Source organism: Qipengyuania oceanensis, from assembly GCF_009827535.1.
Lineage (GTDB): Bacteria > Pseudomonadota > Alphaproteobacteria > Sphingomonadales > Sphingomonadaceae > Qipengyuania_C > Qipengyuania_C oceanensis.
Window position 1 is genome coordinate 599,041 of the sequence record NZ_WTYN01000001.1, and the last position, 16,595, is coordinate 615,635.

General features: G+C 63.4%; 14 protein-coding genes and 1 tRNA gene. 10 read left to right on the forward strand and 5 right to left on the reverse strand.

Annotated elements, in window-relative coordinates:
- Positions 1-14: 14 nt before the first annotated feature.
- Positions 15-593 carry a hypothetical protein gene (locus tag GRI48_RS02930; RefSeq protein ID WP_202389175.1) on the reverse strand — a complete coding sequence of 193 codons (579 nt, stop codon included), beginning with the start codon at positions 591-593 and terminating at the stop codon, positions 15-17.
- Between the two features lie 109 nt (positions 594-702).
- On the opposite strand from GRI48_RS02930, the gene GRI48_RS02935 reads away from it, so the two are divergent.
- Positions 703-3,009 (forward strand): ATP-dependent helicase, encoded by a 2,307-nt coding sequence (locus GRI48_RS02935; protein ID WP_160671168.1) that lies wholly within the window; start codon positions 703-705, stop codon positions 3,007-3,009.
- A gap of 90 nt (positions 3,010-3,099) precedes the next feature.
- Here the strand turns inward: GRI48_RS02935 and GRI48_RS02940 are convergent, their stop codons facing one another.
- The 3 genes from GRI48_RS02940 to GRI48_RS02950 all read right to left on the reverse strand — a co-directional run bounded on the left by GRI48_RS02940 (position 3,100) and on the right by GRI48_RS02950 (position 5,525).
- Complete coding sequence (locus tag GRI48_RS02940) at positions 3,100-3,234, reverse strand: entericidin (protein ID WP_160671171.1); 135 nt, start codon at positions 3,232-3,234, stop codon at positions 3,100-3,102.
- 160 nt (positions 3,235-3,394) lie between these two features.
- The gene (locus GRI48_RS02945; protein ID WP_160675299.1) at positions 3,395-4,801 is read right to left on the reverse strand and encodes a DEAD/DEAH box helicase; all 1,407 of its coding nucleotides are present in this window, start codon (positions 4,799-4,801) and stop codon (positions 3,395-3,397) included.
- Between the two features lie 124 nt (positions 4,802-4,925).
- Positions 4,926-5,525 (reverse strand): hypothetical protein, encoded by a 600-nt coding sequence (locus GRI48_RS02950; protein ID WP_160671174.1) that lies wholly within the window; start codon positions 5,523-5,525, stop codon positions 4,926-4,928.
- Positions 5,526-5,668: 143 nt separating this feature from the next.
- On the opposite strand from GRI48_RS02950, the gene GRI48_RS02955 reads away from it, so the two are divergent.
- Positions 5,669-7,108, forward strand: a complete 1,440-nt coding sequence (locus GRI48_RS02955; protein ID WP_160671177.1) for an FAD-binding oxidoreductase — start codon at positions 5,669-5,671, stop codon at positions 7,106-7,108.
- Positions 7,109-7,194: 86 nt separating this feature from the next.
- A complete protein-coding gene (locus GRI48_RS02960; protein ID WP_160671180.1) occupies positions 7,195-7,977 on the forward strand; it encodes a SapC family protein in 783 nt (260 codons plus the stop codon).
- Positions 7,978-8,164: 187 nt separating this feature from the next.
- On the opposite strand, the gene GRI48_RS02965 is transcribed toward GRI48_RS02960, so the two are convergent.
- On the reverse strand, positions 8,165-9,088 hold the full coding sequence (locus tag GRI48_RS02965; RefSeq protein ID WP_160671183.1) for an N-formylglutamate amidohydrolase: 924 nt from the start codon (positions 9,086-9,088) through the stop codon (positions 8,165-8,167).
- A gap of 115 nt (positions 9,089-9,203) precedes the next feature.
- On the opposite strand from GRI48_RS02965, the gene GRI48_RS02970 reads away from it, so the two are divergent.
- The 7 genes from GRI48_RS02970 (at position 9,204) to GRI48_RS03000 (ending at position 16,594) form a co-directional block, all read left to right on the forward strand.
- Complete coding sequence (locus tag GRI48_RS02970; protein ID WP_237451708.1) at positions 9,204-9,605, forward strand: response regulator; 402 nt, start codon at positions 9,204-9,206, stop codon at positions 9,603-9,605.
- Between the two features lie 91 nt (positions 9,606-9,696).
- Positions 9,697-9,771, forward strand: a tRNA-Val gene (locus GRI48_RS02975).
- Positions 9,772-9,883: 112 nt separating this feature from the next.
- Positions 9,884-11,320, forward strand: coding sequence for a phospholipase effector Tle1 domain-containing protein (locus GRI48_RS02980; protein ID WP_160671186.1), 1,437 nt, complete (start codon positions 9,884-9,886; stop codon positions 11,318-11,320).
- A 103-nt stretch (positions 11,321-11,423) separates the two neighbouring features.
- A complete protein-coding gene (locus GRI48_RS02985; protein ID WP_160671190.1) occupies positions 11,424-12,656 on the forward strand; it encodes an NADP-dependent isocitrate dehydrogenase in 1,233 nt (410 codons plus the stop codon).
- Between the two features lie 214 nt (positions 12,657-12,870).
- A complete protein-coding gene (locus tag GRI48_RS02990) occupies positions 12,871-14,538 on the forward strand; it encodes a bifunctional GNAT family N-acetyltransferase/carbon-nitrogen hydrolase family protein (RefSeq protein WP_160671193.1) in 1,668 nt (555 codons plus the stop codon).
- A gap of 66 nt (positions 14,539-14,604) precedes the next feature.
- Positions 14,605-16,365: a cation:proton antiporter domain-containing protein gene (locus GRI48_RS02995; RefSeq protein ID WP_160671196.1), complete on the forward strand. Its 1,761-nt coding sequence runs from the start codon at positions 14,605-14,607 to the stop codon at positions 16,363-16,365.
- A 52-nt stretch (positions 16,366-16,417) separates the two neighbouring features.
- Entirely contained in the window at positions 16,418-16,594 is a 177-nt protein-coding gene (locus GRI48_RS03000; protein WP_160671199.1) for a hypothetical protein, read from the forward strand.
- The last annotated feature ends 1 nt before the right edge of the window (position 16,595 follow it).

The window sequence follows — 16,595 nt, forward strand, 5'->3', positions numbered from 1 at the left end:
TTTGCGAAAAATGATTACCGGTTCTGCGGAAGCGGACCGTCGATTTCGCTCGCGGGCTTACCCGGCCAGTAATTCAGCGGACGATTGCCGTAGTTGAGGCCGGCTTCACGCGGGTTGACGCAGTTGTCCTGCTGATCGCCCTTGCAAGGCGGATATTCCCCGTTGTGGGCAGCCGGAGCCGTCTGGGTGACTGCATTGCCGCGGAACACTATGTTGCCGCTCGTGGCCGAACGGGTCGTGCGGGCAGTCGCGCTAGCATTCGATGCCGTCGCGTTGCCGGCCGCATTCATCTGGTTGCGGATCGAAGTCCAGGCCGCGACGCGCTGGGGTTCCGTCATCGTGACGATGCTGACGCGCTGTTCGTTGTTGAGCGCATTCCACCATACCCCCTGCTGCATTTCGTCGAGAGTCCAGTAATACGTCTGTGCTTCCATCGGCCAAGCATCGTAGGTCGCCTGCTGCTCGGCATCCCACGCATCGTACATGGACTGCTGCATCGCCGTCAGTTCCATCGGCTCCATGTGATGATCGGCCATCGCGGGCGCTGCGGTGAGAGCAAGTGCGGCTGCTCCGGCATAAATCAGCGACTTCATATGAGTTCTCCGTTTTTATTCCTGTCGGGCCACTTACGCAGAAGGGTGGCCCAAGGTTCCGGATCGCCCTTGCGCCCGCCCCTCGCGTTCCCTACCTGTTCACCGCTTCATGACCGAGATTCCAGCCACCGACAGCGCGCCTCCGGCAGACGTCCCTCCCCCCTATGCGGCGCGGCTCAACACGCCGCAGCGCGAGGCCGTGCTGACGACCGAGGGGCCGGTGCTGATGCTGGCCGGGGCCGGCACCGGGAAGACGGCGGCGCTCACCGCAAGGCTGGCACATCTCATCGCGATGCGGCTCGCTTGGCCCAGCGAGATTCTCTGTGTCACCTTCACCAACAAGGCTGCGCGCGAGATGCGGGAGCGCGTGGGACGCCACATCGGCGACGCCGTGGAAGGAATGCCGTGGCTCGGCACGTTTCACTCGGTCTGTGCGAAGATGCTTCGCCGCCATGCCGAACTGGTCGGTCTCCAGAGCAATTACACAATCATCGATACCGACGACCAGCTGCGGTTGCTGAAGGCTCTCATCCAGGACAACGATATCGATGACAAGCGCTGGCCCGCGCGCCAGCTTGCCGGACTGATCGACGGCTGGAAGAACCGCGGGCTCAATCCCGCCGACCTCGATGCCGTCGACAACGAGAGTTACGCAAACGGTCGCGGCCAGCAGATGTACGGGCTCTACCAGCAGCGTCTGAAGGCGCTCAACGCCTGCGATTTCGGCGATCTGATGCTGCACATGCTGAACATCTTCCGCCAGCACCGCGACGTGCTGGAACACTATCAGAAGCGCTTCAAATACATCCTGGTGGACGAATACCAGGACACCAATGCCGTCCAGTACCTGTGGCTTCGGCTGCTCGCGCAGGAACGCAAGAACATCTGCGTGGTCGGCGACGACGATCAATCGATCTATTCCTGGCGCGGTGCGGAAGTCGCCAACATCCTGCGCTTCGAGAAGGATTTTCCGGGCGCCAAGGTCGTCAAGCTGGAGCAGAACTACCGCTCAACCCCGCAGATCCTGGCGGCGGCCTCGGGCCTTATCACCGCCAACAGCCAGCGGCTCGGCAAGACCTTGTGGACCGAGCTGGAGCATGGTGAGAAAGTTCGCGTCATCGGCGTGTGGGACGGCCCGGAAGAAGCGCGCCGCGTGGGCGAGGAGATCGAGCGGCTCGAGCGTGAGGGCGCAAGCCTCGACAAGGTCGCGATCCTTGTCCGTGCGCAGTACCAGACCCGCGAGTTCGAAGACCGGTTCATCCAGATCGGCATCAACTACCGCATCATCGGCGGCTTCCGTTTCTACGAGCGCGCCGAAATCCGCGACGCCCTCGCCTATCTGCGCGTCATTGCGCAGCCTGCCGACGACCTCGCGTTCGAGCGCATCTACAATCAGCCCAAGCGCGGTCTCGGCTCCAAGACCCTGGAAAAGATGTACCAGCACGCACGGCGGACGCAGATGCCGCTGGCGGCAGCATCGCTCGATCTGGCCGAGACCGACGAATTGCCCGCGCGCGCGCGCAACACTCTGGTCGGCCTGCTCCAGCAGTTCGTCCACTGGCGCGAACTGGCCGAGGAAACGACCCCGGCCGAACTGATGCGCGCGGTGCTCGCCGAGAGCGGCTACGACGACATGCTCGCTGCCGATCGTTCGGCAGAAAGCGCCGGCAGGGCGGAAAACCTCTCCGAACTGGCGCGTGCGATGGAAGAGTACGCGACGCTGGGCGATTTCCTCGAGCACGTCAGCCTCATCATGGACAATGACGCGCGCGACGATGGCGAGAAGGTCACGATCATGACCATGCACGCTGCCAAGGGCTTGGAATTCGACCATGTTTTCCTGCCGGGCTGGGAAGAGGGTGTCTTCCCCTCGCAGCGCTCGCTCGACGAAGGGGGCCTCGCCAGCCTGGAGGAAGAACGTCGGCTCGCCTATGTCGCGATCACGCGCGCAAGACGCCGCTGCACGATCCTCCATGCCGCGAACCGGCGCATCTACGGCCAGTGGACAAGCTCGATCCCGAGCCGCTTCGTGGAGGAATTGCCCGAAGAGACCATCACGAGCGAAACCACCATGACCGGCGGCGCATCGCTATGGCGCGCCAACTGGAGCGAGAACGAGGACCCGTTCGCCCACGTGTCGAGCAGCCGGCCGGATCGATCCTCTGCACGTGGCCCAGGCTGGCAGCGGGCGCTCGAAACCGGGTACGACATGAAACAACTGGTGGTGAAGGAAAGCCGCCGCAGCGCCGCGAGCTTTGCGGCCTCTGCTCGGACAGACATCGCGATCGGAGCGCGCGTCTTCCACGACAAGTTCGGCTACGGCGAAGTCACCGGCCAGGAAGGCAACAAGCTGACCATTTCTTTCGAGAAGGCCGGCGAGAAGCGGGTCATCGACAGCTTCGTCACGCTGGCCTGAACGGACCTGAGACGGCCTCATTCCGGCAGGCACAAAAAAAGCGCCGCCCGGAGGCAGCGCTTCTTCTGGTTTGAATCTCGACTTGGCTGTTCAGCAGTTGTTGTCGACGCCGTCGACGCAATCGCCAACCGATTCGACATCATCAACGGCACCGCGAACGGTGTTGCACGCCTGCAGGGCGAGCATGCTGGTTCCAAGGGCGACCACGGCAAGAAGCTTCTTCATGTTATTCCTCCAAAATCGCGGCCAAAACCCGGAAGGAATTCAGGCCGCTGGATGACGGTGACCAAACAACGTCAACGCGCGAGAAGGGTTCCGCGCATGGCAAACATGACCTTATCAGCAATTCCGGAGGGGCAGTTTCGCCCCTGTACGGTCGCGGCGATCAGCCGAAACCGACGTCCAGGAAGCCGGGCTTGGGCCCGTTCCATTCCCCGGCGGCAACCGGCTCGTCGTCCTCGTCGCGAGGCGAACGGCGCTGGTTTCGGACGGGCTCGTCGGAGCGGTGTTCGCGCGACTTGCGAGGCTTGCTGGGCGCTTGCTCGCGACGTTCGTCCGAGTTGTTCGCGCGCCGGGGCTTTTCCGCCGGCTCTGCAGCGTTGTTCTTGGCGGGCTTCTCTACCGTTTTTTCAGGGGCAGCGTCGCCATCCGACTTCTCGACCAGGTCGACCCGTACGTCCTTCTTGCCGAAGACCGGGATCTTGTTCTTGGTCAGCTTCTCGACATTGGCGATCGCTTCCGCATCCTCCGGAGCGACGAAGGTGAAAGCCCTGCCCTTTGCCCCTGCCCGCCCGGTACGGCCGATGCGGTGGACGTAATCGTCCGGATGCCAGGGAGTATCGTAATTGAAGACGTGGCTCACGCCCTTGATGTCGAGCCCGCGGGCGGCGACGTCGGAGGCGACGAGGATATTGATCCCGCCGTCTTTGAAGCGCTGCAGTTCCTTCTGCCGGCTGGCCTGGTCGATGTCGCCGTGGATTTCCCCGCTAGCGAAGCCGTGCTGCTGCAGGCTCTTGTTCAGTTCGCGCACGGTCGTCTTGCGATTGGCGAAGATGATCGCGGTGTCGACGTGGTCGTGACGCAGCAGCCAGCGCAGCGTTTCGCCCTTCTGGCGGCTACCGACGTTGACCTTGAAGGCCGTGATGTCCTCGTTGGTCGACGCCGCCCGGCTGACTTCGATCCGCTTCGGATTATTGAGAAACTTCTTGGCAAGTTTCTCGATCGGCGGCGGCATCGTGGCGGAGAACAGCATCGTCTGCCGCGTTTCGGGCAGTTTCGAGCAGATGAATTCGATGTCGGGAATGAACCCCATGTCGAGCATCCGGTCGGCCTCGTCGATGACCAGCAGCTCGCAGCCGCTCATCAAGATCTTGCCCCTCTCGAACAGGTCCATCAGCCGGCCCGGTGTCGCGATCAGCACATCGACGCCTTCGTCGAGCGCCTTGAGCTGGTCGCCCATCTGAACGCCGCCGATCAACAGGGCCATCTTGAGATCGTGGTTCTTGCCGTATTTCTCGAAGTTCTCGGCCACCTGGGCAGCGAGTTCGCGCGTCGGCTCGAGGATCAGCGAGCGCGGCATCAGCGCCCTGCGCCGACCGGCTGCCATCACGTCGATCATCGGCAGGACGAAGCTGGCCGTCTTGCCGGTTCCCGTCTGGGCGATGCCGATCAGGTCACGCATCATCAGCACGGTCGGGATGGCTTGCGCCTGGATTGCCGTCGGCTCGGTGTAGCCGGCGGATTCGACCGCCTTCAGCAGGTCTGGAGAAAGGCCGAGATCGGCAAAGGTCATGGGCAGCGTATTGTCCGGTATGAGAGAGAGCCCGGCGCATTTTGCCATGCCGGGCGAAAACTGTTCGCGCCCATTGCCCGGGACGGGCCAAAAGTCAAGATTTCAGCACTCGCGCGCCGAGGCGTCAGTCGCCGTTGGATGCGACCAGCTGGCGCATCCGGTCGATCTCGCAATTGGCGCCGGACCGCGAGAGCAGCTTGTCGCGCCTGATGCAGATCCGGCCATCATCGTTGGGCTCGACGTAGAAGCCGGAATAATAGTCGCGCGCACGGCAGGATTTCTCGAGGCTGGCGCTCACCAGCCGCCGATCGCGCAGATAGAGCAGCAGGCGATTGTCGCGGGTGGTCTGGACGCCGGCGATCTTGGAGACGTCGATGCAGTCGTCCATCTTGCGCTCGACCAGTTGCGGTGGCGCCGGACTGTCGGGCAAGTCGGCGACGAGACTCTGCCGCTGGTACGGATTTCTCGGCGAAATACGCACGATCACGCGCTGCTCGATGCGGACCTGCCGCGCCTCTGGAACGTGCGACGCATTGTCGAACGAGAGCCAGCGCCGTGCCCCGCCGGGCTGAAGTGGGAGCCGATCGGCATCGACCGATTCGGCGGTCAGATCGCCGGCGGTACGCACTGGGTCGAAAGGCGTCTTGTCGCCAGCCGGCTCGGCCCACGCCGCCATCGAAAGCGACAGCGCGAGGGGAGCAAGCAAGGCAGCCCTTTTCGTCATCGCTGTCGCTCGCACTCCTCTGTTCGCGCAGGATCACCTGCTCGCTGGCGTGATCTAGCGCAAATGCTTGAATGACGGCTTAATCCCCTCGCCGCTGCTGGCAAGTACTGGCTTGGATCGGTCGAATAGTGCAGAGAAGCGCCATGAGCGAACCTACCGAATTTCTCGCTGCCGCCGAGGCTCTGCTCGGATCGCGCGGCTTCACGCGTGACCCCGATCTGATGGATCCCTGGCTGACCGACTGGCGCGGTCGTTTCTCGGGCAAGGCGCTGGCCCTCCTCTCTCCGTCCTCGACGCAGGAGGTTTCCCGAACCGTGCGGCTGTGCGCGGACCATGGCATTGCGATCGTCCCGCAGGGCGGCAACTCCGGCATGTGCGGAGGCGCGACACCCGATGCCAGCGGCAATGCGGTGCTGTTGTCGCTGCGCCGGATGGACGCGATCCGCTCCCTCGATACCGAAGCGCGGCAGATCGTGTGTGAGGCAGGCCTGGTCCTCCAGACGCTGCACGAGGTGGCCGCGCGCGAACGCCTGCGGTTTCCCCTCACGCTCGGCGGCAAGGGATCGGCAACGGTCGGTGGACTTATCTCGACCAATGCCGGCGGGACGCAGGTGCTGCGCCATGGCGTGATGCGCGACCAGGTCCTGGGGCTCGAGGCGGTGCTCGCCGACGGGAGCATTTTCAACGGGCTGACGGTTCTTAAAAAAGACAATCGCGGCTTCGACCTCAAGCAGATGCTGATCGGATCGGAAGGCACGCTGGGTATCGTCACGGCCGCCACCTTGCGGCTGCTGCCCGAGACCGGCGGACGCAGCGTGGCCTGGGCGGGCCTCAAATCGATCGGCGATGCACGCAAGCTCCTGCTGCTCGCGCAGGACAAGGCCGGGCACTACCTCGAAGGTTTCGAAGTGATGCCGCAGCATTCGCTCGAGGCGGTGCTGGCTCACACGCCCGACACGCGCAACCCGCTTACGGACATCCATCCCTGGCAGGCCCTGATCGAGCTCGTCGGCGAGCCAGGCGAAGCGGCGGACCTGCCTGCCATCGTCGAGGACATCCTTGCCGCCGGAATGGAACAGGGCCTGGTCGATGACGCCACCATCGCGGCCAACGAAAGCCAGGCCGAGGCATTCTGGCTCATGCGGGACGAGATCGCCCCGGCCGAGCGCGCCGTCGGCCCTGCAATGCAGCACGACATCTCCGTCCCGGTCGCCCGGATGGCGGATTTCGTCGAGGCGGCGATCCCGCAGGTCAAGGCCAGGTTCCCGGACACGCTGCCGGTCGCCTTCGGCCACCTGGGCGACGGCAACGTGCACTTCCACGTCATCGGTCCCGCCGACGCAGTGCGCGGCCAGTGGGAACTCGACCAGGGCAAGACGATCAGTGCCTATGTCCACGATCTGGTGACCGAGTGGGGTGGCTCGATCAGCGCCGAACACGGGATCGGGCAGATGAAACGCGACGAGCTCGGCCGGCTGGGCGATCCGGTCGCCAACACCATGCTGCGAAACGTAAAACAGGCGCTCGATCCGCAGGGGATACTCAATCCCGGCAAGCTCGTCCCGCTTGCACCGGCGCCATAAGCAAACTAAAGCGCGCGCTTCACGCGCCGCGTGCCTGCCACGCCGGAGCGCCGCAATTTCCAGCTCACGACTTTCGGAGACGTTTCATGGCCAGCGCGCCGCAAGCCAACCTACCGCTGTTTTACAACGACCTGATGCCGCTCAACTCGCGCGATCATGCGAACTGGACGAGCCGCACGCTCGACGGCGCGGATTTCCTCAAGAACCAGCATGCCATCCCGCTGACCGCCGACGAGTTCGTCGAATGCCAGCGCAGCTATCCGATCGTCTTCACCTCGGGCGACAACTCGCTTCCGATCGCGCTGATGGGCCTCAACGAGGGCGTCAACACCTTCGTCAACGATGAAGGCAAGATCAGCGAGCCTGTCTACCTGCCGGCCTACATCCGCCGTTATCCCTTCCTGCTCGCCAAGCTTCAGCCCGACAGCGAGGAACTGTCGCTGTGCTTCGATCCGTCGCAGGAAGTTTTGGGTGAGTACGAAGGCGGCCAGCCCCTGTTCGACGACAAGGGCCAGCCGACCGAATACACCAAGGGCGTGCTGCAGTTCTGCGAGAATTTCGAGCAGTCGGGCCAGCGCACCAAGGCGTTCATGGACGAGCTGGCGGCAGCCGACATCCTGATGGACGGCGAAATCGCGATCACCCAGAACGACGAGCCGGACAAGCCTTTCGTCTATCGCGGTTTTCGCATGGTCGACGAGGCCAAGCTGCGCGAATTGCCGGCTGCGAAGCTGGAAGAGTGGAACAAGAACGGCTTGCTCATGCTGATCCACGCGCACCTGTTCTCGCTCAACCTGATGCGCATCATCTTCGGGCGCCAGGTCCAGCAGGGAACCGCGCCGAAACGGCAGGAACAAGCGGTCAACTGATCGACGGCGGGAAGCGTAGGTCGCTTCCCGGCCTTGAAACCCGCGAGTTCCGCGCTTATCTCACCCTCAGTCCTCGCGGCGCTACCCTCATGGCCCGCCAAGGACCGGTGCGCACTGCGCACCTCCTCCCTGAACCTTGGCCACCTCGTGCGTTTGCACGAGGTGGTTTTTTCATGCTCGCAAGGTGCTACTCGGCAGCGATCGGCAATCCCTTCTGCCCGCCGATTTCCATGATCGCGTCGGCCATTTCCCGGACCAATCCGGCAAGCGTGCGGGCGACGGAAGCGAAGCGCGCGGACGGCTCGGCAAAGTCTGCATCGAGGTAGCTGCTGCGACAGACCTCGATCTGCATCGCGTGGATATCGCGACCCGGGGCGCCGTGCGAATCCAGAACGAAGCCACCGGCGTAAGGGCGGTTGTGCGCGACCAGCCGCTCGCGCCGGCCGAAATAGGCGATCGCGCGCGACGACAACATCGGCTCGCAGCTTGCGCCAAACCGGTCCCCGATTACGAATTCCGCGCCGCGTTCATCTGGATGCCTCCCGGGCAGCGGAGGCATGGAATGGATATCCAGCAATAGCGCAGCACCCCACCTGTCGCGCAGCTGCGCAAGCGCACCGGCAATGGCGCGGTGGTACGGGCGGTGAACGGTATCGATCCTGCGATCGAGCTCTGCGCGCTCGATCGGACTCTTCCATATCTCGCCAGAGTGCGGCAGCCGTCGCGGGACCAGGCCAAGGCCGCTGCGCGCGCGCCGGTTGGCGGCCGAGTTCCTGACGCGTGGCTTGTCGCCGCCTGTCACCATGCTCCAGTCGACATCCTCGCTCGACCTGTTGAGATCGATCAGGGCACGCGGTGCCTTGGCATAAATGAGCATGGCCGATGTCTGGCGGGCGACTTCGATGGCCAGCGTATCCGCATGCCGATCCTCCAGCCGCATGGTCGCAAGGCGAGGATCGCGCATCGCGCCGAGCAACTCGTCCGGATAGCTGCGTCCGCCGTGCGGCGCCGCGAGCAGGATCGGAACGCCGCAGTCCGCCGGCTCGATCAATACGAAGGGACTCGCTGCTGCCTCGTGCGAATCGGCGCGCCCGTTGTCGGATCCGTTCATCGGGCCTTGCTGGCGCGACATTCGCGGCAAGTCAAAGTCTCGCGCCTGCGAACGGGAGTGTTCCATTTTCGATCACTTCGTCGCGAAGCCAAAGATTTCTTAAATCCTATGCCCTATGCGAACCCCTATGGACGACCAGCACGCTTTCACCATCCTTCTCGCCGAAGACGACGAGATCATGCGGACCTACCTGACGACCGCGCTGGAAAAGGCCGGGTATCACGTGATCGCGGTGGAAAGCGGCGTGGCTGCGATGCCGCACCTCGAGAGCGCGGACATCGATCTCCTGCTCTCGGACATCGTGATGCCGGAAATGGACGGGATCGAGCTGGCGCAGCATTGCAACGAATTGAGCCCGCATACCAAGGTGATGTTCATCACCGGCTTTGCCGCGGTAACTCTCAAGGCAAGCCGCGAACAGCCCAATGCCAAGGTTCTTTCGAAGCCCTTTCACCTGCGTGACCTCGTCCTCGAGGTCCAGCGCACTCTCGGCGACCGGGCGCAGGCCAGCCTCTAAATCGTCGCGGGGTCCAAACGGGCCTTGCGCGTGCAAATCGGCTTGGCTAAAGGGCGCCCCTGCCGCGCATCAGCGGCACTCTCGATGGCTCGGGCGTATAGCTCAGTGGTAGAGCACTATGTTGACATCGTAGGGGTCCCAAGTTCAATCCTTGGTACGCCCACCATCGAAGCGAAAGCCCGTCGGATTCCGGCGGGCTTTTCGATTCCGGCGCCATTCGGCTACGGCACGCGAATGTGATAGACCTCCCGCGATGGGCGCGTTGCGGGGGGAACGGCGTGGGCAAGGATATCCTGATCTTTTCCGACGGGACCGGCCAGTTCGGCGGGCTCAAGCCGGACCAGCGCCTGTCGAACGTCTACAAGATGTACCGGGCGATGCGCCCCGGCCCTGAATCGCCGATCCGCTACACCGACCAGATTGCCTATTACAATCCGGGCCTCGGCGCGGGAGAAGTCCAGGGCTGGTCATTCCGCAGGATTCGCAACTTCCTCGCCGCTGCAGTCGGTACCGGAATCGATGACAACATCATCGATTGCTACACCGCCATCATGCAATATTACGAGCCCGGCGATCGCGTATTGCTGTTCGGCTTTTCGCGCGGGGCCTACACGGTCAGGTCGCTCGCCAACGTCATGCACCTGTGCGGCGTACCGACGCGGATGCCCGACTGGTCGGCGCTTCCCCCGTCGGGCCCGCGATTGCGCAGCATCGCCCGCGACGCGGTCAAATCGGTCTACGGCCATGGCGCGGGGATGGCGCGCGACAGGCAGCCCTATCTCGAACAGCGGCTGGAGAAAGGACGACGCTTTCGCGCAGCCTATGGCAGCGAGCCGCCTCCGGACGAGGAAAACATCCGCGGCAACGTGCAGCCCGATTTCATCGGCGTTTTCGATACGGTCGCGGCGCTGGACAATGCCGCCGTTTCGCGGGCTTTCGGGCTGGCCGTGACTTCGCTCTTCGCGCTCGCTTGGGTGTCGCAGGAAGAGCAATGGCCTGCCTGGACCACGATAATGCTGGCGGTACTTGGCGGGTTCGGAGCGCTGTGGTTTCTCGGCCTCCTCGCGAGCCAGATCCGTTTTTTCGAACCAGACCCGGCACACCCGCTGCGCTGGTACCGGCCATGGGATTGGCCGCGTATCTTCAAGTACACCCATTTCGCCCGATGGAGTCGCAAAAACTACGACCGCTGGCTCGACGAGACCGTCGGCCATGCTCGGCACGCGCTGTCGATCGACGAGAACCGGGCGGACTTCGCGCAGGTCGACTGGTTTGCTTATCGCGATCTGCCGGAACACCACGTCAGCCAGCCACCCTGGCTCGAGCAGGTGTGGTTCGCCGGGTGCCACAGCGATATCGGCGGCAGCTACCTCGAGCTGGAAAGCCGGCTGAGCGATATCGCGCTGCAATGGATGGTCGCGGAACTCGAGCGGTGCCGCCCAGGCATACGCGTGCGCCATGATATCCTCCACACCTCGCCCGATCCGCTGGGCCAGCAGCACGAGGAGCGCATTTTCGAGAAGATCGGTGCGATCGCCTTCAGGTGGCGGGTCAGGCCGCGAACGGTCGACCCGGCGCAACCGCTGCACCCGTCGGTCATTGCGCGGCTCGAGGCCGATCAGGTGCCCCACCCCGATGCGATGCGTCCCTATCGCCCGGAGCAGCTGCGACACCACCTGCAGGCCAGCAAGTATTATTCCGGCAAGGAGCCCTGAACAACTGGCATAGTCGCGGCACGATCTGGCCCACCTTGCGCCGCGGCCCTCCTCTGCTAAAGCCCGCCCGAACGCTCTTTCGCGATAAGCTAACAGGACAGACATGCAGAAAATTCAGGTGAAGAACCCCGTTGTCGAACTCGATGGCGACGAAATGACGCGGATCATCTGGCAGTGGATCCGCGAACGGCTGATCCTTCCCTATCTCGATGTCGACCTCAAATATTACGACCTGTCGATCGAAAAGCGCGACGAGACCGACGACCAGATCACGGTCGATGCCGCCAATGCCATCAAGGAACATGGCGTCGGCGTGAAATGCGCCACCATCACGCCGGACGAAGCCCGGGTCGAGGAATTCGATCTCAAGAAGATGTGGAGGAGCCCCAACGGCACGATCCGCAACATCCTTGGCGGCGTTGTCTTCCGCGAACCGATCGTGATCGAGAACGTCCCGCGGCTGGTGCCGGGCTGGACCGACCCGATCGTGGTCGGACGCCATGCCTATGGCGACCAGTATCGCGCCACCGATACGCTGATCCCCGGCCCCGGCAAGCTGCGCCTGGTGTTCGACGGGGAAGACGGCACCAAGCTCGATCTCGACGTATTCGATTTCCCCAGCGCCGGTGTCGCGATGGCGATGTACAATCTCGACGATTCGATCCGCGACTTCGCCCGCGCCAGCTTCAATTACGGCCTGAACCTCGGTTGGCCGGTCTACCTGTCGACCAAGAACACGATCCTGAAGGCCTATGACGGGCGCTTCAAGGATCTGTTCCAGAAAGTGTTCGACACCGAAGGCTTCGCGGAGAAGTTCAAGGAAGCCGGCATCGTCTACGAACACCGCCTGATCGACGACATGGTCGCCTCCGCGCTCAAGTGGAACGGCAAGTTCGTCTGGGCCTGCAAGAACTACGATGGCGACGTTCAGTCGGATACCGTCGCACAAGGCTTCGGCTCGCTCGGCCTGATGACGTCGGTGCTGATGACGCCGGACGGCAAGACCGTGGAAGCAGAAGCCGCTCACGGCACCGTCACCCGTCACTATCGGCAGCATCAGCAGGGCAAGGCGACTTCGACCAACCCGATCGCATCGATTTTCGCCTGGACCCGCGGCCTCATGTATCGCGGCAAGTTCGACGACACGCCCGACGTGGTGAAGTTCGCCGAGACGCTGGAGCGTGTCTGCATCAAGACCGTCGAAAGCGGCAAGATGACCAAGGATCTCGCACTGCTCATCGGTCCGGAACAGAGCTGGCTGACGACCGAGCAATTCTTCGAGGCTATCGTCACCAACCTGGAGGCTGAAATGGCGTCCCAGGGGTTCGCTGCGTAGTTCCTCAGGCGGAATTTGTACCGGTAAGCTGGGTTTGCGGCCCAGGGGGCGTCGACGTTCACCGTCCCGCCTCTCTTGGCGCTGCAACTGCCTGCTTTGCCGCACTGACTGAAACCGTCGTCCGTCTCGTTCGTTAGCGGGGCAAGTTTGAAAGTCCGGGTCGGCAATTGCCGGCCGCGTTTTCATCGGGTCGCTGAATACTGACGGGGCACAAATGGCACAGCAACCAGCTCGAAAGGGCAAGCCGCGCCGCAAGGCAGACGAGAAACTGGGCCAGAAGCGGCTCGAGATCCGCAATGCGCGCCCCAAGGATGTGCGCGGGATCGCCGAACTCGTGCGCCGGGTCTATGACGACATGCCTGCCTACACCCACGGCGAGATCCGCGGGCAGATCAACAATTTTCCCGAGGGCTGCTTCGTCGCCATGCTCGACGACCAGGTCGTCGGCTATTGCGCGACCATGCAGCTGCCCGAGCCCGTCGCGCTGGGCGAGCATGACTGGGACGAGGTCACCGGCAATGGCTACGGCAGCCGCCATGATCCGACGGGCGACTGGCTCTATGGCTACGAGATGTGCGTCGATCCCAAGGTGCGCGGCGTGCGCATCGGACGCCGTCTCTATGAAGAGCGGCGCGCCATCGCCGAAGAGAAGGACCTGACGGGGATCGTCTTTGCCGGCCGGATGCCGGGGTTCGCCCGCGCGCGCCGTCGCAAGACCAACCGAGTGGAAACACCGCAGGAATATCTCGATCTCGTGCTCGCGGGCAAGCTGCACGATCCGGTGCTCCGGTTCCAGCTCGCCAACGGCTTTGAGCCCAAGGGGATCATCGAGAATTACCTGCCGGAGGACAAGGCCAGCCTCGCGAACGCCGTGATGATGGTCTGGCGCAACCCCTATGTGGAGCGCGACCAGCCAGAGAAGAAACGCCTTCCGCGCGGTGTGGAGGCGGTGCGTATCGCCACCTGTCAGCTGCAGGCGCGTGCCGTCGCCGACTACGACGAGTTCCTGCGCGCGATCGACTACTTCGTCGATGTTGCAGCGGATTACGAATCGGACTTCATAGTCTTTCCCGAACTCTTCACGCTCATGCTGCTCAGCTTCGAACCCAAGGAGCTCTCGCCGGTCGAGGCGATCGAGCGGCTGTCCGACTACACCCCGCGCCTCAAGAGCGACATCTCCGAAATGGCGATGCGCTACAACATCAACATCATTGCTGGCTCGCATCCGACGCGCATGGATGACGGCGACATCCACAACATCGCCTACATCTGCCTGCGCGACGGCTCAGTTCACGAACAGGAGAAGATCCACCCCACGCCGAACGAGCGATACTGGTGGAACATCAAGGGCGGCGACGAGATCGACGTCATCCAGACCGATTGCGGACCGATCGGGGTCCTGATCTGCTACGACAGCGAGTTCCCGGAGCTTGCCCGGCGCCTTGCCGACGAAGGCGCGCGGATCATCTTCGTCCCGTTCTGCACCGACAGCCGGCAGGGTTACCTGCGCGTGCGCTACTGCGGACAGGCGCGTGCGATCGAGAACCAGTGCTTCGTGGTTCTCTCGGGCAATGTCGGCAATTTGCCGAACGTCGCCAACATGGACATCCAGTACGCCCAGAGCTGCATTCTGACGCCGTGCGACTTCCCCTTCGCGCGCGATGGCATTGCCGCCGAGGCGAGCGAGAACGTCGAGACGCTGACTATCAGCGACGTCAATCTCGCCGACCTTGCATGGGCGCGTGCCGAGGGGACGGTCCGCAATCTCGCCGACCGCCGGTTCGACCTTTACCGGATCGAGTGGGACGTCGACGGCAAGCATCCCGGCAAGCCGCGCCCGCGGCGTGAACCGCTCGGCTCAAGTTCTCCCGGCGGCGGCTGACACATCGCGTCCTAAACGCGTGCTTCGGCTGGTGACTTTGGCAGACCGCCTGCCTATTCACGCTTCATGGCTTCCGGTGAACTCGCCTCCCCTGCCCTGTCCGATGCGCTGGTGATCCTGGGATCGGCGGGAATAGTCATTCCCGTCTTCACCCGGTTTCGCATCACGCCGGTGATCGGCTTCATCCTGATCGGCGTGCTCGTCGGTCCTTTCGGGCTCGGCAAACTGGTTTTCGATTACCCGTGGCTCGCCCACGTGACGATCACCGATCCCGAAGCGCTCGACCCGTTTGCGGAGTTCGGGATCATCCTCCTGCTTTTCACGATCGGGCTCGAACTGTCGTTCAATCGCCTGTGGCAGATGCGCAGGCTCGTTTTCGGGCTGGGTGCGCTCGAACTGCTCGTCATCGGCCTGTCGCTCGCGATCTTCCTCAGCATGATGGGCCAGTATTGGGTCGGGGCGCTGGCGCTGGGCTTCGCCCTCGCCTTTTCCTCGACGGCGATCGTGCTGCCGATATCGGGCACGAACAGCCCGGTCGGGCGCGCAGCACTTTCGATGCTGCTGTTCGAAGACATCATGATCGTCCCGATCATCTTCATCCTTGGCGCGATGGCGCCCTATGCCCAAGCCGAAGGATGGGGCGGCCTCGTCGATACCCTATGGCAGGGGGCGCTGGTGATCGCAGGCCTGCTGGTAGTCGGCCGCTTTGCCCTACCCCGCCTGTTCGGCCAAGCCGCACGAACCAAGAGCCCCGAACTGTTCCTCGCCGCATCCCTGCTCGTCGTTATCGGCGCGAGCCTTGCGACGGCGGTCGTCGGCTTGTCTCCGATCGTGGGTGCGCTGATTGCGGGCCTGCTGATCGCGGAGACGGAATATCACGGCGAGGTCGAAGGCATCATGGAGCCGTTCAAGGGCCTCGCTCTGGGGATCTTCCTCATCACCGTCGGCATGTCGATCGATCTCACGTCCATCTGGGCTAATCTCGGCCCGATCGTCCTCGCGGTGGTCGGCGTGCTGGTCTTCAAGTCGCTCGTCACGTTCCTCCTCCTGCGGTTGATGGGAGCAAGGCGATCGACAGCGGCAGAAACCGGGCTGCTGATGGCAAGCCCGTCCGAGACAACGCTGATCGTGCTGGCCGCGGCGAGCTCTGCCTTGCTGATCCAGCCCGGAACCGCGCAGTTCTGGCAGATCGTCACCGCGATCGGGCTGACCGTCACCCCTGTCCTTGCCCGGGCGGGACGTTTCGTCGCGCGGCGCATCGAGCCTGTCGCACAGCTCGACGAGGCCGATGCCGCGACGCCGAGGGTCATCGTTGTGGGTGCCGGGCGGGTGGGACGGCTGATCGCCGACATGCTGGCCGCACACGACCAGCCATATGTCGCAATCGATTCCGACACCGACATGATCGAGAGCGCCAAGCGCAAGGGATATCGCGCGGTCTTCGGTGACGCAGCACGCGGCCACGCGCTCGAAAACCTCGGAATAGATCATTCACCGGCCGTCATCCTGACGATGGACGAACCTGTTCTGGCGCAGCGCCTGACCGCGAAACTGCGCAAGTCGCATCCCGATCTCCCGATCATCGCCCGTGCGCGCGATGCCATACATGCAGCCGAACTCTATCGCGCAGGTGCCAGCACAGCCGTGCCCGAAACGCTCGAAGCCTCGCTCCAGCTATCCGAGGCCGCGCTCGTCGATCTCGGCGTCGCGATGGGCCCAGTGATCGCTTCGATCCACGAAAAGCGGGACGAGTTGCGCGCGCAGATCCAGGAGATGGGCGCGCTGGAACGTCGGCCGAAGCTCAAGACCAGCACCGCATCCACCTGACTTTTCGGACCTTTGTCGCGCCCGGGCCGTTGAATGGGCGAAGGAGACGAAAATGTCAGACAAGACCCCGCCGAGCGAACCGATCTCGGATGCCGAGAAGTTCAAGCCGCAAAACGTGCAGGACGGAGACATGACTGATCCGAAGCTCATGGAGAGCCGCGGCAAGGGACCGGACACCGCACGCGGTGCCGAGCATCACCTGCAGATGAAGAGCATGAACCGCCGCTAGC

Coding starts and splice junctions, on each gene's coding strand:
- GRI48_RS02930 (WP_202389175.1), bottom strand. CDS start 593: ATGAAGTCGCTGATTTATGCCGGAGCAGCCGCACTTGCTCTCACCGCA.
- GRI48_RS02935 (WP_160671168.1), top strand. CDS start 703: ATGACCGAGATTCCAGCCACCGACAGCGCGCCTCCGGCAGACGTCCCT.
- GRI48_RS02940 (WP_160671171.1), bottom strand. CDS start 3,234: ATGAAGAAGCTTCTTGCCGTGGTCGCCCTTGGAACCAGCATGCTCGCC.
- GRI48_RS02945 (WP_160675299.1), bottom strand. CDS start 4,801: ATGACCTTTGCCGATCTCGGCCTTTCTCCAGACCTGCTGAAGGCGGTC.
- GRI48_RS02950 (WP_160671174.1), bottom strand. CDS start 5,525: ATGACGAAAAGGGCTGCCTTGCTTGCTCCCCTCGCGCTGTCGCTTTCG.
- GRI48_RS02955 (WP_160671177.1), top strand. CDS start 5,669: ATGAGCGAACCTACCGAATTTCTCGCTGCCGCCGAGGCTCTGCTCGGA.
- GRI48_RS02960 (WP_160671180.1), top strand. CDS start 7,195: ATGGCCAGCGCGCCGCAAGCCAACCTACCGCTGTTTTACAACGACCTG.
- GRI48_RS02965 (WP_160671183.1), bottom strand. CDS start 9,088: ATGAACGGATCCGACAACGGGCGCGCCGATTCGCACGAGGCAGCAGCG.
- GRI48_RS02970 (WP_237451708.1), top strand. CDS start 9,204: ATGCGAACCCCTATGGACGACCAGCACGCTTTCACCATCCTTCTCGCC.
- GRI48_RS02985 (WP_160671190.1), top strand. CDS start 11,424: ATGCAGAAAATTCAGGTGAAGAACCCCGTTGTCGAACTCGATGGCGAC.
- GRI48_RS02990 (WP_160671193.1), top strand. CDS start 12,871: ATGGCACAGCAACCAGCTCGAAAGGGCAAGCCGCGCCGCAAGGCAGAC.
- GRI48_RS02995 (WP_160671196.1), top strand. CDS start 14,605: ATGGCTTCCGGTGAACTCGCCTCCCCTGCCCTGTCCGATGCGCTGGTG.
- GRI48_RS03000 (WP_160671199.1), top strand. CDS start 16,418: ATGTCAGACAAGACCCCGCCGAGCGAACCGATCTCGGATGCCGAGAAG.